Origin of the sequence: Stutzerimonas chloritidismutans AW-1 (assembly GCF_000495915.1) — a bacterium.
Taxonomy (GTDB): Bacteria; Pseudomonadota; Gammaproteobacteria; order Pseudomonadales; family Pseudomonadaceae; genus Stutzerimonas; species Stutzerimonas chloritidismutans.
The window spans coordinates 93,029-108,014 of the sequence record NZ_AOFQ01000057.1 but is presented as its reverse complement, the minus strand read 5'-3'; the positions used below and the strand labels follow the sequence as shown (position 1 = coordinate 108,014).

Here is a 14,986-nt window from a genome sequence, read left to right as displayed (position 1 = left end):
GGCGCCGGGGAGCCGATCCATATCCCCGGTAGCATCCAGCCCCACGGCTTCCTGCTGGTGGTCAGCGAACCCAAGCTACACGTGCAGCAGGCCAGCGAAAACGTTCAGCACTGGCTCGGAATCGACGCTCGTTCACTGCTCGGCCAACCACTGTCGGACCTGTTGCCCACCGCGCGCATTGAAGCCGGTCTCGAGGCACTGAGCGCAGACGATCACAATCCCTTTCACCTGAGCGATGTGAGCATCGGCCTGGCCGGAGCCGCCGGCCAGACGTTCGCCCTGCTCGGCCATCGCCATCGCGGACAGCTGATCCTCGAATTCGAACGCGCGGAGAACCCCGCCCAGGCCTACGACACTCTGTATCCGCTTATGCGCACCTTCGTCGCCCAGCTGCAGGACAGCCGCGAACTCGAAGCGCTCTGTCAGCTGGCGGTTCGGGAAGTCAAACGCATCACCGGGTTTGGCCGGGTCAAGGCCTATCGCTTTGATGCCGAAGACAATGGCGTGGTGCTGGCCGAAGCGGCAGACCCCGGCTATCCGAGCTATCTGGGTCTGTGCTTTCCGGCAGCCGACATCCCGCAACAGGCGCGCCGGCTGTATCGCGAGAACCTGATCCGGGTGATTCAGGACGCTAACTATCAACCCTCGCCGCTGATACCGGCGCTCAACCCAGGCTCCGGCGCGCCGCTGGACCTGAGCTTTGCCGCTTTGCGCAGCGTTTCCCCGGTGCATCTGCAGTACATGCGCAACATGGGCACGCTGGCGTCGATGTCGATTTCCATCGTCATCCGCGATCGGCTGTGGGGGCTGATCTCCTGCCATGATGCCGAACCGCGAGCAGTCACTTACCAGACGCGCACCGCCTGCGAGCTGCTCGGTCGTATCCTCTCACTGCAGATCGAGGCACGGGAAAGCGAGACCCTCGCGCAACGCAAGCTGGACCTGCGCCACCAGATCGTCCATCTGCTTGCGGCGATGGCCGATCGCGACAGCGTGGTCGAGGGTTTCCGCCACCTCCCCGAGGTCGTGCTGGGGTTCGCCGGTGCCGACGGCGCGGCGATCATCTCCGCCGACAAGTGCGAAACCGTCGGCGACACGCCGGACCATGAACAGATCCTGCAGCTGGCGCAGTGGCTGGGCGAACGGCGCGACGAACTGGTGTTTCACAGTGACTGCATCAGCCGCGACATTCCCGACATGCCGGCGCTCGCCGAGCACTGTGCCGGGGTCATGGCCATCTCCATCTCCCGCCTGCACGCGCACTATCTGATCTGGTTTCGCCACGAGCAGATAAAGACCGTCAACTGGGCCGGTCAGCCGGAAAAACAGATCGACCGTCAGAGCGGCGCGCTCAGTCCGCGGCACAGCTTCGAACAATGGCAGGAAACCCTGCGCGGTTATGCGCAGCCCTGGGATCAGGTGGTGATCGAAGGCGCGCTGGAATTGCGCAACGCGGTGCTCGGCATTGTCTTGCGCAAAGCCGAGGAGATGGCCCAGCTGGCCGGCGAACTGCGCGCCAGCAACAAGGAGCTGGAGGCCTTCTCCTACAGCGTTTCCCACGACCTGCGCGCTCCGCTGCGGCATATCGCCGGCTACACCGAGCTGCTCAGCGAGATGGAAAGCAAGCAACTGAGCGAACGCGGTATGCGCTTTCTCGACAACATTGCCGACGCCGCGCGCTTTGCCGGCACGCTGGTGGACAACCTGCTGAGCTTCTCGCAAATGGGCCGCTCCGCATTGCGGCTGTCGGATGTCGACCTCGGTGCATTGGTCGCCTCGATTCGCGAGGAGCTGGCGCCTGACTGCGAAGGTCGGCAGATCGAATGGCACCTGCTGCCGATGCCGATCGTCGTCGCCGATGCCGCCTTCATTCACATGGTGCTGCGCAACCTGATCGACAACGCGGTCAAGTACAGCCGCACCCGTGAGGTGGCCGTCATTGAAGTGGGTGCCGAGCAACGCGCCGGCGAGGTGGTGGTCTATGTGCGCGATAACGGCGTCGGCTTCGACATGCAGTACTCGAACAAGCTGTTCGGCGTGTTCCAGCGCTTGCACCGCATGGAGGAGTTCGAAGGCACCGGCATCGGCCTGGCGAGCGTGCGCCGCATCATCGAGCGCCACGATGGCCAGGTCTGGGCCGAAGGCCAGCTGGACAAGGGCGCCACGTTCTACTTCTCACTCCCCAAACTGTCCTACACATCGTCCCTCCTGGACCGAGACATCTGATGCTGAAACCGATACTGCTGGTCGAAGACAACCCCCACGACCTGGAACTCACCCTGATCGCGCTGGAGCGCAGCCAGCTGGCCAATGAAGTGGTGATCATGCGTGACGGCGCCGAGGCGCTGAACTACCTGCAGCGCACCGGCGCCTACGCCGATCGCGCCGATGGCAATCCGGCAGTGCTGCTGCTGGACCTGAAGCTGCCCAAGGTCGACGGTCTGGAAGTGCTCAAGACCGTCCGCGAGACCGCCGAGCTGCGCAGCATTCCGGTGGTCATGCTGACTTCGTCGCGGGAAGAACCCGACCTGATGAAAGCCTATGAGCTCGGGGTGAACGCTTACGTCGTCAAACCGGTCGAATTCAAAGATTTTGTCGCCGCAATCTCCGACCTCGGCATCTTTTGGGCCGTTCTCAACGAGCCGCCACCTGGTTCCCTGCGACTCAAGCGCGCGCGCAACAAAGACGAAAAGAACTGAACGAGCACTGCCGGCCCGCGCCTGGCGGGCCGTCTCGATGATTCCTGCTTCCTCGACAGGATGGATATGCCAGCGTCAAAGAACATCAGCGTCCTGTTCATCGAGGACAGCCCGCACGACGCCGAACTCGCCCAGCTAGCGCTGGAGCGCAGTGGCTACACCCTGCACACCGAACTGGTCTACAGCCATGCCGGCGTCGTGGAAGCGCTACAGCGACGCGCCTTCGACCTGATCCTGGCTGACTTCATCCTGCCAGGCTTCTCCGGCAGCCAGGCGTTGCAGGAAGCGCGTCGACTGGCACCGCAAACACCCTTCATCTTCCTTTCCGGCGTGTTCGGCGAGGAGCATGCGGTCAACATGATGCGCTCCGGCGCCGTCGACTACGTGCTCAAGCAGAACCTCGGCTTTCTGCCCAAGGCAGTGGAACGGGCCCTGGCCGAAGTCAACGAACGACGCCGCCGCCTGCAGGCCGAGCAGGCTTTGCGCGAAGTCGAGGTACGCGCACGCCTGGCGATCGACGCGGCACGCCTGGGCATGTGGGACTACGAACCGCAGAGCGGCACGTTGATCTGGGACCAGCGTTGCCGGGCCATGCTCGGCATCGGCGCACAGGACCCGGTGGACATGCCGCTGTTCGAACGCCTCTGCCACCCGCAGGACCGCGAGCGGATACGCGAGGAAATCGCCCGTGCCATCGCCGGTGAAGACGGTGGTGAATTCTGCACCACCTATCGCGTGCTCTTCGATGACGGCAGCCTGCGTTGGATGGAAACCCGCGGCCAGGCGTTCTTCGAAGGCGAGCAGTGCTCGCGCTTCGTCGGCGTGGTGATGGACATCACCGAACAACAGCTGGCGACCCAGACCCTCAGGCAGATGAACGAAACCCTGGGCGAGCGCGTGCAGGAACGCACCCGCGAACGTGACCGCACCTGGGAGCTGTCCCGCGACCTGCTGGCCGTTACTCGCCTGGACATGATGCCGGTCGCGCTCAACCCGATCTGGGAAGAGGCTTTCGGCTGGCCGCTGGAACAGCTCATGCAGCACCCACTGACCTGGCTTGTGCATCCGGACGATCTGCAGGCGACCCAGGACGAAAATGCCCGTGTCGGCCAAGGCAAGGTCACCAACCGCTTCGTCAATCGCATGCGTCATCGCGACGGCAGCTATCGCTGGCTGTCCTGGTCGGTGGTCGCCGATGGCGGTCGCATCTACTCGGCGGCGCGGGACATCACCAGCGAAATCGCCGCGGTCGACAAACTGGCCGAGGCCAACCGCGAGCTGCGCGCGCAGATCCAGGAGCGCGAACGCGTCGAGGCCACGCTGCAGCAGATGCAGCGCCTCGAAGCCGTCGGCCAGCTGACCGCCGGCGTCGCCCATGACTTCAACAATCTGCTGACGGTCATCCTCACCAGCGCCAGCTTTCTGCAGAGCGATCTGGAGCAGGGCGCCCCGGCAGAACGCAGCCTGCGACGTCTGCAGTACATCCGCGAATCCGGCGAACGCGGTGCCACGCTGACTAGCCAGCTGCTCGCCTTCGCCCGGCGCCAGCAGCTCACGCCCGCGGCGATCGACCTCAACGACACCCTGGTCAGCCTGCTCAGCCTGCTGAAAAGCACCCTCGGCGGCAGCGTCAGCATCGAGACCGACACTCAGGCCAACATCTGGCACGCGCTGGTGGACCCGACCCAAATCGAGATGATCATCCTCAACCTGGCGATCAATGCCCGCGATGCCATGGGTGACAGCGGACGTCTGACGCTGGGCACGCGCAACGTGGTGATCAGCGAACCGGCACTGCGCGCCGAAGATCCCGGCCCAGGCGAGTACGTGGTGCTTTCAGTGACCGACACCGGCACCGGCATGAGCGAGGAAGTGCTGAGCAAGGCGTTCGAACCCTTCTTCACCACCAAGGAGGTCGGCAAGGGCTCGGGCCTCGGGCTGGCGCAGGTTTTCGGTTTCGCCAAGCAATCCGGTGGCGGTGCCCGTATCGAAAGCCGCGAGGGCGTGGGTACCACGGTCAAGGTATTCCTGCCGCGCACCACGGCACCGCAGCAGCTGGAGCCGATCCTGGCGGTGAGCGCCGGGACGCGCGAGGACAATGCACAGCACAGCATCCTGCTGGTAGACGACGATCCCAGCGTGCGTGAGGTGACCGCGCTGATGCTGCAGGACCTCGGCTTCGCAGTGACCGAGGCGGATAGCGGCGACCATGCCTTGCAGCTGCTGGCCGGTGATATCGAGGTCGATCTGCTGCTGGCCGATTTCGCCATGCCCGGCATGAACGGCGGCGAACTGGCCCGTGCCGTGCGCACGCGCTACCCCGAGCTGCCGGTGATTTTCGTGACCGGCTACGCCGAGCTGTGCGAACTGGGTCTGGCCGGCTACTCGATCATCCAGAAACCGTTCCGCGAGGAACAACTGGCGAGCAAGATTCATCTGGCTTTGAACGAAGGCAGCCTGACCGATGGCTGAGCTGCGCGCACGCCTCAGACAGGCCACGGCGCCACTACATGAGCAAGTAGATGCCGCCTTCTCGGACTTCAGCCTCGAGCAGCCAGACGATTATCGTCGCTTCCTGCGTGCCCACAGCCGGGTCCTCAGCGCCGCGGAGATCGCGCTGGAGCGCGCCGGTTTCGCCGCTCTGCTCGACGACTGGCCGATGCGGGTGCGCCGTCATGCCTTATGGGCCGATCTGGCCGAACTGGAATGCCCGTCTCCAGCAGCGCTGTCGATACCGTCATTGAACGATTTCGCCAGCTGCTGGGGCGTCGCCTACGTGCTGGAAGGGTCTCGCCTGGGTGGCCGCGTGCTCGCACGGCGTGTACGTCAGGCCAACCAGACCGTCCCCATTCGTTACCTCGAGCATGGTGAGGTCGCCAGGCTCTGGCCGGCCTTCCTCGCCCGTCTCGAACAGCATGCTGCCAGTTACGCCTGGGAACCGATGCTGCTCGCCGCCGAACAGACCTTCGCCCTGTTCGCCGAAGCTGCCGCGCTGGAACACGACTGCGAATACGGCTGAAAGCACAAAGGCCCCGCAGGGCCTTTGCTTTACACAACAACAACACGCTCTCTGGCGCGCTCGCCGGTCACTCCACCGTGACGGACTTGGCGAGGTTACGTGGCTGGTCGACATCGGTACCGCGCAGCACGGCAACGTAGTACGACAGCAGTTGCAGCGGCAGGGTATAGAGGATCGGCGCAAGAACATCGTGGATATGCGGCATGTTCACCACGAAGATCCCTTCAGCATTGTCGAACCCGGCTTCACGGTCGGCAAAGACGATCAGCTCACCACCACGGGCGCGCACTTCCTGCAGGTTGGACTTGAGCTTTTCGAGCAACTCGTTGTTCGGCGCCACCGTGACCACCGGCATGTCGGCGTCCACCAGCGCCAGCGGGCCGTGCTTGAGCTCACCGGCCGGGTAGGCCTCGGCATGGATATAGGAAATTTCCTTGAGCTTGAGTGCACCCTCCATCGCCACCGGATATTGAGCGCCGCGGCCGAGGAAGAGGGTGTGATGCTTCTCGGCGAAGTGCTCGGAAATCTTCTCCACCGTAGCGTCCATCGCCAGCGCCTCGCCCAGGCGGGTCGGCAGCCGGCGCAGCTCGTCGACCAGTTCGGCCTCCAGCGCAGGGGAAAGCGTGCCCCGGACCTGGCCCAGCGACAGCGTCAGCAACAACAGGCCAACCAGCTGGGTGGTGAAAGCCTTGGTCGAAGCCACGCCGATTTCCGGGCCGGCCTGGGTGAGCAGGGTCAGGTCCGACTCGCGCACCAGCGAACTGATGCCGACGTTGCAGATCGCCAGGCTGGCGAGATAGCGCCCTTCCTGCTCGGTGCGCGCCTTGGCGTTACGCAGCGCTGCCAGCGAATCTGCCGTCTCGCCGGACTGGGAGATGGTGACGAACAGGGTGTCCGGCTGCACCACTACCTTGCGGTAGCGGAATTCGCTGGCAACCTCGACCTGACAGGGTATGCCGGCCAGTTCCTCCAGCCAGTAACGCGCGACCATGCCGGCGTGATAGCTGGTGCCACAGGCGACGATCTGCACATTGCGCACTTTGGCGAACAGCTCGGCGGCTTGCGGTCCGAACGCCTGCACCAGGACCTGATGATCGCCTAGCCGGCCTTCCAGAGTGCGCTGCACCACCTTCGGCTGCTCGTGAATCTCCTTGAGCATGAAGTGGCGGTACTCGCCCTTGTCCGCCGCCTCGGCACCTTCGTGGTACTGCACGGCCTCGCGCTGCACCGGCTGGCCGTCGACATCCCAGATCTGCACCGCATCGCGGCGGATTTCGGCGATGTCGCCCTCTTCCAGATACATGAAACGGTCGGTGACCTGACGCAGCGCCAGCTGGTCCGAGGCGAGGAAGTTTTCGCCCAGGCCCAGACCGATCACCAGCGGGCTGCCGCTGCGCGCGGCGAGCAGGCGATCCGGTTGCCGCGCACTGATCACCGCCAGTCCGTAGGCGCCATGCAGTTCCTTGATCGCCGCCTTCAGCGCAGCGGTGAGGTCGCCGAGCGATTCGAGCTTGTGGTGCAGCAGGTGCACGATGACTTCGGTGTCGGTATCCGAGACGAATACGTAACCCATCTCCTTGAGCTGAGCCCGCAGCGCCTCGTGGTTCTCGATGATGCCGTTGTGCACCACGGCCAGATCATCACCGGAGAAATGCGGATGGGCATTGCGCTCGCAGGGCGCGCCATGGGTTGCCCAGCGGGTATGCGCAATGCCCAGGCGGCCGGCCAGCTGCGTGTGTTGCTGAGCCTGCTCCAGTTCGGCGACCTTGCCATTACGGCGCAGACGCTCGAGTGTGCCGTTCTCGTCCAGCACGGCAACGCCGGCACTGTCATAGCCACGGTATTCCAGGCGCTTGAGGCCCTCGAGAAGGATCGCGGTGATGTTGCGTTCGGCGACGGCGCCAACGATGCCACACATGCTCAGGTCTCCAGATTGGTTTCGACGGCCACGCAGATCAGTTTGACGCCGCGGGCCAGGATGCTGCTGCGCGCCTCGTCGCTGAGGCGCTCATCGGTGATCAGGGTGTGCACGCTGCTCCAGGGCAGCTCAAGATTGGGGATGCGCCGACCGATCTTGTCGGCCTCGGCGAGCACGATGACTTCCCGCGCGACGTCGGCCATCACTCGGGACAACCCTAGCAGTTCGTTGAAGGTGGTGGTGCCCCGCTCCAGATCGATGCCATCGGCACCGATGAACAGTTGGTCGAAGTCATAGGAGCGCAGCACCTGCTCGGCGACCTGGCCCTGAAAGGACTCCGAATGTGGATCCCAGGTGCCGCCGGTCATCAGCAGCACCGGTTCATGCTCCAGCTCACGCAGGGCATTGGCCACGTTCAGCGAGTTAGTCATCACCACCAGGCCATGTCTGTGGCCCAGTTGCGGAATCATCGCCGCCGTGGTGGTGCCGCTGTCGATGATGACCCGCGCGTGCTCGCGAATGCAGCCGACCGCGGCGGCGGCAATTGCCTGCTTCCAGGGCGACACCGGCTGCACGCTGTCGCCGATCAGCTCCTGTGGCAACTGTACCGCCCCGCCGTAACGGCGCAGCAGCAGGCCGTTCTTCTCGAGTGCGGCGAGGTCCTTGCGGATGGTGACTTCCGAGGTTTCGAAGCGCCGCGACAGCTCGTCCACACTGACCTCGCCGAGCTCGTTGAGCAAGGCGAGGATCGCGTGGCGACGTTGTGGAGTGTTGCGCTTCGACATAGATATGTTTCGATTCGAAAGATAACGGCGCGAATCAAAACATAAGTGCTTACGGGCTGCAAGCTGCTGGCGATCCGGCGTCACCCACCAACAGCGGGAAGCACGCCGGCATCCCGCGCCGAACGCGGATCTACGACTGCTTCTTCGGTCGCTGCCAGCCTTCGATATTGCGCTGGCGACCGCGGCCGAGGCCCAGGGTATGGGACGGCACGTCCTCGGTGATCGTCGAACCGGCGCCGGTCGTTGCACCATCACCGAGATTCAGCGGTGCAACCAGCGAACTGTTGGAGCCGATGAAAACGTCCTCGCCCATCACCGTCCTGAATTTGTTGGCGCCATCGTAGTTGCAAGTGATGGTACCGGCACCGATATTGGTCCGCGCGCCGATCTCGGCGTCACCGAGGTAGCTGAGATGCCCGGCCTTGGCGCCATCACCGAGGGTCGCGTTCTTCAGCTCGACGAAGTTGCCGACATGCGCCTTGGCGCCGAGCACGCTGCCTGGACGCAGCCGCGCGAACGGGCCGCAATCGGCACTCTCGCCGACTACCGCACCCTCAAGATGGGAGTTGGCCTTGACGATCGCACCGCGACGCAACGTGCTGTCCTTGATCACGCAGTTCGGTCCGATCTGCACGTCGTCTTCGATGACCACCGTGCCTTCGAGCACCACATTCACGTCGATCAGCACGTCTCGCCCGACCTCCACCTCGCCACGCAGATCGAAACGTGCCGGGTCGCGCAGCGTCACGCCCCGGGCCATCAAACGACGAGCGGCACGCTGCTGGTAATGGCGTTCCAGCTCGGCCAGCTGGATACGGTCGTTGGCACCTTGCACTTCCATAGCGTCCAGCGGCTGCTCGGTGGCCACGCGCAGGCCGTCGGCCACAGCCATGGCGATGACGTCAGTCAGGTAGTACTCGCCCTGGGCATTGCTGTTGGACAGGCGACCCAGCCATTCGCCGATACGGCTGCCCGGTACGGCGAGAATCCCGGTATTGCCCTCGCGGATCGCCTTCTGCTCGTCGCTGGCATCCTTGTGCTCGACGATAGCCTGCACTTCGCCGCGCGCGTCGCGGACGATGCGTCCATAGCCGGTTGGGTCGTCAAGCTTCACCGTCAGCAGCGCGAGCTGCTCCGGCCCGACCTTCTGCAACAGGCGCTGCAGGGTGTCGGCTTCGATCAGTGGTACGTCACCGTAAAGGATCAGCACGCGCTCGGCCGACAGATTCGGCAACGCCTGGGCTACAGCATGGCCGGTTCCCAGCTGCTCGGCCTGAACGACGAAGGCGAGATCATCGCCGGTCAGTCGCTGGCGCACCTGCTCGGCACCGTGGCCAATAACCACCTGGATGCTTTTCGGCTGCAATGCACGCGCGGTGTCGATCACGTGCCCGAGCATGGATTTTCCGGCGACCGGATGCAGAACCTTGGGCAGCGCCGAACGCATGCGCGTGCCCTGGCCAGCGGCGAGAATGACGATATCGAGAGACATGAAGCGATTCCTGAGCGGTATCGGCCCGTCAGCTCACCCGTACGTCAGAGTGCAGCTGGTATCAGCGCCGACAAATGGCAGAAAAAGAAAAAGGGTAGCCAAGGCTACCCTTTTACTCGTGCGCGATGAAGTCGCTTGCCGATCAGTGTCGGCCGTACTTCTTGCGCATTGCCTCGATGGTTCGCAGCTGGGCTGCGGCCTCGGCCAGGCGAGCGGCGGCGGAGCCGTAATCGAACTCCGCGCCCTTCTCGTGCAGGGCCTTCTCGGCAGCTTTGACGGCAGCCTGAGCGGCAGCTTCGTCGATGTCCTTGGCGCGCGTAGCGGTATCGGCGAGAACCTTCACCATGTTCGGCTGCACTTCGATGAAGCCGCCGGAGATGTAGAAGATCTCCTCGTCACCACCCTGCTTGATCACTCGAACCGGACCCGGCTTGAGATCGGTCAGCAGCGGCGCGTGACCCGGCAGAACGCCGATGTCACCCAGGTTGCCGTGGGCGACGACCATTTCCACCAGCCCCGAGAACAGCTCTTCTTCCGCACTGACGATGTCGCAATGCACTGTCATAGCCATGTTCATGCCTCGGTAATCAGCCTGACCAGCAGCTGCCGGTCAGGCTGGTTGGCGCCCGCGAACGGGCGCGCCAGTTACAGTTTCTTGGCTTTCTCGATGGCTTCGTCGATGCTGCCGACCATGTAGAACGCCTGTTCCGGCAGATGGTCGTAGTCGCCATTGAGGATGCCGGAGAAACCACGGATGGTTTCCTTCAGCGGAACGTACTTGCCTGGCGAGCCAGTGAAGACTTCGGCCACGAAGAACGGCTGAGACAGGAAGCGCTGGATCTTACGAGCGCGGGATACCAGCTGCTTGTCGGTCTCGGACAGTTCGTCCATACCGAGGATCGCAATGATGTCCTTCAGCTCTTTGTAGCGCTGCAGCACGTACTGAACGCCGCGAGCGGTGTCGTAATGCTCCTGGCCGATCACCAGCGGATCCAGCTGACGCGAAGTCGAGTCGAGCGGGTCGACCGCCGGGTAGATACCCAGGGAGGCGATGTCACGCGACAGTACGACGGTGGCGTCGAGGTGGGCGAAGGTGGTCGCCGGGCTCGGATCGGTCAGGTCGTCCGCAGGTACGTATACGGCCTGTACCGAGGTGATCGAGCCGTTCTTGGTGGAGGTGATACGCTCCTGCAGAACGCCCATCTCTTCGGCCAGAGTCGGCTGATAACCTACCGCGGACGGCATACGACCCAGCAGCGCGGATACTTCGGTACCGGCCAGGGTGTAGCGGTAGATGTTGTCGACGAAAAGCAGAACGTCACGACCTTCGTCACGGAACTTCTCGGCCATGGTCAGGCCGGTCAGTGCAACGCGCAGACGGTTTCCCGGCGGCTCGTTCATCTGGCCGTAAACCAGGGCAACCTTGTCCAGAACGTTGGAGTCCTTCATCTCGTGATAGAAGTCGTTACCTTCACGAGTACGCTCACCCACACCGGCGAACACGGAGTAACCGCTGTGCTCCATCGCGATGTTACGGATCAGCTCCATCATGTTTACGGTCTTGCCTACACCGGCACCACCGAACAGACCGACCTTACCGCCCTTGGCGAACGGGCAGACCAGGTCGATAACCTTGATGCCGGTTTCCAGCAGCTCGTTGCCGCCAGCCTGCTCTGCGTAGGACGGAGCAGCGCGGTGGATGGTCCAGCGCTCTTCTTCGCCGATCGGGCCGGCTTCGTCGATGGGGTTACCCAGGACGTCCATGATGCGGCCCAGGGTCTGCTTGCCGACCGGTACGGAGATACCGGTGCCGGTGTTGACGACGTCCAGGCCACGCTTGAGGCCTTCGGTCGAACCCATGGCGATGGTACGGACAATGCCGTCGCCCAGCTGCTGCTGGACTTCCAGGGTGGTCTCGGCGCCTTGAACTTTCAGCGCATCATAGACGTTCGGTACCACATCGCGCGGAAATTCCACGTCGATAACGGCGCCGATGATTTGAACGATACGTCCGCTACTCATGTTTGGTTCCTCTGAATATTTGAACCGTTCTTAAACCGCGGCAGCGCCGCCGACGATTTCCGAAATTTCCTGAGTGATCGCAGCCTGACGGGCCTTGTTGTAGACCAGTTGCAGGTCGCCGATCAGCTCACCGGCGTTGTCGGTTGCGTTCTTCATGGCAATCATCCGCGCGGCCTGTTCGGCTGCGCCGTTCTCAACCACCGCCTGATAGGCCTGGGACTCGATGAACCGTACCAGCAGAGCATCCAGCAGCTGCTGGGCGTCCGGCTCGTAGAGGTAGTCCCACTGACCTTTCTTGACCGGCTCGGCGTTCTCGTCTGCGGCCAGCGGCAGCAGTTGGTCGACCGTGGGCTTCTGGGTCATGGTGTTGATGAACTTGTTGGATACCAGGTACAAGCGATCGATACGGCCATTGTGGAAGCCGTCCAGCATGACCTTGACGCTGCCGATCAGATCATTGATCGACGGCTCTTCGCCGAGGTTGCCGATCGCTGCGACGACGTTGCCGCCGAAGCTGCGGAAGAAGCTCGCGCCTTTGTTGCCGATCACGCAGAGGTCGACTTCGACCTTCTGATCGTGCCACTCCTTCATGTTCTTGATCAGGACCTTGAACAGGTTGATGTTCAGGCCACCGCAAAGACCACGATCGGTCGACACGACGATGTAGCCGACACGCTTGACCGGACGCTCTACCATGAACGGATGACGGTATTCCGGGTTGGCAAAGGCCAGATGGCCGATTACCTGCCGGATCCGCTCCGCATAAGGGCGGCTGGCAGCCATGCGCATCTGTGCCTTGCGCATCTTGCTGACCGCCACCTTTTCCATGGCGCTGGTGATCTTCTGCGTGCTTTTGATGCTCGCAATCTTGCTGCGAATCTCTTTTGCGCCTGCCATTTGACACCTATCGGGTTAGCAGGCGGGAGCCTCACGGCTCCCGCTGCGGCTTACCAGCTTTGAGTGGCCTTGAACTTCTCGATACCGGCCTTCAGGCCTGCGTCGATTTCGTCATTGAAGTCACCCTTCACGTTGATCTTCGCCATCAGATCGGCGAACTCGCGGTTGAAGAAGGCGATCAGGGCCTGCTCGAAGGCGCCAACCTTGGCCACTTCCACGTCCGTCAGGAAACCGCGCTCGGCGGCGTACAGGGACAGGGACATGTCGGCGATGGACATCGGCGCGTACTGCTTCTGCTTCATCAGCTCGGTAACGCGCTGACCATGCTCCAGCTGCTTGCGGGTCGCTTCGTCGAGGTCGGAAGCGAACTGCGCGAACGCAGCCAGTTCACGGTACTGAGCCAGAGCGGTACGGATACCACCAGACAGCTTCTTGACGATCTTGGTCTGAGCAGCACCACCAACACGGGATACCGAGATACCGGCGTTGACGGCCGGACGGATACCTGCGTTGAACATGGCCGATTCCAGGAAGATCTGACCGTCGGTGATGGAAATCACGTTGGTCGGAACGAACGCGGAAACGTCGCCCGCCTGGGTTTCGATGATCGGCAGAGCGGTCAGCGAGCCGGTCTTGCCAGTTACGGCACCGTTGGTGAACTTCTCGACATACTCTTCGGAAACGCGCGACGCACGCTCCAGCAGACGGCTGTGGAGATAGAACACGTCGCCCGGATAGGCTTCACGTCCCGGCGGACGACGCAGCAGCAGGGAGATCTGGCGGTATGCCACGGCCTGCTTGGACAGATCGTCATACACGATCAGCGCGTCTTCACCGCGGTCGCGGAAGTACTCGCCCATGGTGCAACCAGCGTAAGGCGCCAGGTACTGCAGGGCAGCGGATTCGGAGGCGGACGCAGCAACAACGATGGTGTTGTGCAGCGCGCCGTGCTCTTCCAGCTTGCGAACCACGTTGGCGATGGTCGACTGCTTCTGACCAATGGCAACGTAAACGCAGCGGATGCCGCTGTTCTTCTGGTTGATGATGGCGTCGATGGCCAGGGCGGTCTTGCCGATCTGACGGTCGCCGATGATCAGCTCACGCTGGCCACGGCCTACCGGGATCATGGCGTCGACCGACTTGTAACCGGTCTGCACCGGCTGGTCGACGGACTTACGCCAGATCACGCCCGGCGCAACCTTCTCGACCGCGTCAGTTGCCTGAGCGTTGATCGGGCCTTTGCCATCAATCGGGTTACCCAGTGCGTCGACAACGCGGCCCAGCAGTTCCGGACCAACCGGAACTTCAAGGATGCGGCCGGTGCACTTGGCGCTCATGCCTTCGGTCAGGCCCAGGTAGTTACCCAGAACCACGGCACCTACGGAGTCCTGCTCCAGGTTCAGTGCCATACCAAAGATGCCGCCAGGGAACTCGATCATTTCGCCGTACATGACGTCGGCCAGACCGTAGATACGTACGATACCGTCAGAAACGCTGACGACGGTGCCCTCATTACGGGCTTGAGCAGCGACATTCGATTTCTCGATGCGCTGCTTGATGATTTCACTAATCTCGGAAGGATTCAGTTGCTGCATGCCATGACCCTCAAATCAGGATTTCAACGATTCGGCCAACTGGCTCAGTTTGCCGCGGACCGAACCGTCGACAACCACATCACCGGCGCGAATCAACACGCCGCCGATCAGCGCAGGATTCACGGCCTGCTGGAGGTTGACGGTGCGATCTAGCCGCTTCGACAGGGCGGCAGCCAAAGTTTGGAGTTGCTCGTTGCTGAGCTCGAAGGCGGTTTCAACTTCTGCCTCGAGCGTTTTCTCGGCTTGCGCCTTGATGTCCTCGTACAGCTCCCACACGGTCGGCAGTACCGACAGGCGATCGTTCTCGCCAAGGGTCTGGACGTAGTTGCGGAAAGCTTCGTCGGCGTCGTCACCGAGTAGACGCACCAGCCCCTGGACCTTGCTTTCGCTGGTCAGGCGGGGGTCGTTCAGCAACGCTGCGACTTCTGGGACTTCAACAGCGATGGCGGCCAGGTTCAGCATTTTCGACCAGGACTCGGTCGTTCCTGCGGCGCTGGCAAACTCGAAAGCGGCTTTCGCGTAAGGCCGAGCAAGCGTCTGGGTATTGATCATCGCTTGC

At 62.8% G+C, this 14,986-nt stretch carries 12 protein-coding genes; 4 read left to right on the top strand and 8 right to left on the bottom strand.

The features are described from left to right. From F753_RS43620 to F753_RS43605, 4 genes are all read left to right on the top strand, one after another. Positions 1-2,226, top strand: a 2,226-nt coding sequence (locus F753_RS43620; protein ID WP_023446464.1) for an ATP-binding protein, incomplete at its 5' end; no start/stop codon positions are given. Then, positions 2,226-2,699, top strand: coding sequence for a response regulator (locus F753_RS43615; protein WP_023446463.1), 474 nt, complete (start codon positions 2,226-2,228; stop codon positions 2,697-2,699). The genes F753_RS43620 and F753_RS43615, both read left to right, overlap by 1 nt. A 66-nt stretch (positions 2,700-2,765) precedes the next feature. After that, the gene (locus F753_RS43610; RefSeq protein ID WP_023446462.1) at positions 2,766-5,171 is read left to right on the top strand and encodes a response regulator; all 2,406 of its coding nucleotides are present in this window, start codon (positions 2,766-2,768) and stop codon (positions 5,169-5,171) included. After that, on the top strand, positions 5,164-5,718 hold the full coding sequence (locus F753_RS43605; protein ID WP_023446461.1) for a biliverdin-producing heme oxygenase: 555 nt from the start codon (positions 5,164-5,166) through the stop codon (positions 5,716-5,718). The genes F753_RS43610 and F753_RS43605 overlap by 8 nt, the downstream gene beginning before the upstream one ends. 67 nt (positions 5,719-5,785) lie before the next feature. On the opposite strand, the gene glmS is transcribed toward F753_RS43605, so the two are convergent. From glmS to F753_RS43565, 8 genes are all read right to left on the bottom strand, one after another. Further along, positions 5,786-7,636 (bottom strand): glutamine--fructose-6-phosphate transaminase (isomerizing), encoded by a 1,851-nt coding sequence (gene glmS / locus F753_RS43600; protein ID WP_023446460.1) that lies wholly within the window; start codon positions 7,634-7,636, stop codon positions 5,786-5,788. 2 nt (positions 7,637-7,638) lie between these two features. Further along, entirely contained in the window at positions 7,639-8,421 is a 783-nt protein-coding gene (locus F753_RS43595) for a DeoR/GlpR family DNA-binding transcription regulator (protein WP_023446459.1), read from the bottom strand. 130 nt (positions 8,422-8,551) lie between these two features. Next, positions 8,552-9,913 carry a bifunctional UDP-N-acetylglucosamine diphosphorylase/glucosamine-1-phosphate N-acetyltransferase GlmU gene (glmU, locus tag F753_RS43590; protein ID WP_023446458.1) on the bottom strand — a complete coding sequence of 454 codons (1,362 nt, stop codon included), beginning with the start codon at positions 9,911-9,913 and terminating at the stop codon, positions 8,552-8,554. Positions 9,914-10,055: 142 nt separating this feature from the next. Then, on the bottom strand, positions 10,056-10,484 hold the full coding sequence (locus F753_RS43585) for a F0F1 ATP synthase subunit epsilon (protein ID WP_003303687.1): 429 nt from the start codon (positions 10,482-10,484) through the stop codon (positions 10,056-10,058). 74 nt (positions 10,485-10,558) lie between these two features. Further along, on the bottom strand, positions 10,559-11,935 hold the full coding sequence (atpD, locus tag F753_RS43580) for a F0F1 ATP synthase subunit beta (RefSeq protein ID WP_003303688.1): 1,377 nt from the start codon (positions 11,933-11,935) through the stop codon (positions 10,559-10,561). Between the two features lie 30 nt (positions 11,936-11,965). Further along, the gene (gene atpG / locus F753_RS43575) at positions 11,966-12,832 is read right to left on the bottom strand and encodes a F0F1 ATP synthase subunit gamma (RefSeq protein WP_014822269.1); all 867 of its coding nucleotides are present in this window, start codon (positions 12,830-12,832) and stop codon (positions 11,966-11,968) included. Positions 12,833-12,882: 50 nt separating this feature from the next. Then, positions 12,883-14,427 (bottom strand): F0F1 ATP synthase subunit alpha, encoded by a 1,545-nt coding sequence (gene atpA / locus F753_RS43570; RefSeq protein ID WP_003291823.1) that lies wholly within the window; start codon positions 14,425-14,427, stop codon positions 12,883-12,885. A gap of 15 nt (positions 14,428-14,442) precedes the next feature. Then, positions 14,443-14,979 carry a F0F1 ATP synthase subunit delta gene (locus tag F753_RS43565; protein ID WP_003291824.1) on the bottom strand — a complete coding sequence of 179 codons (537 nt, stop codon included), beginning with the start codon at positions 14,977-14,979 and terminating at the stop codon, positions 14,443-14,445. Positions 14,980-14,986 lie beyond the last annotated feature (7 nt).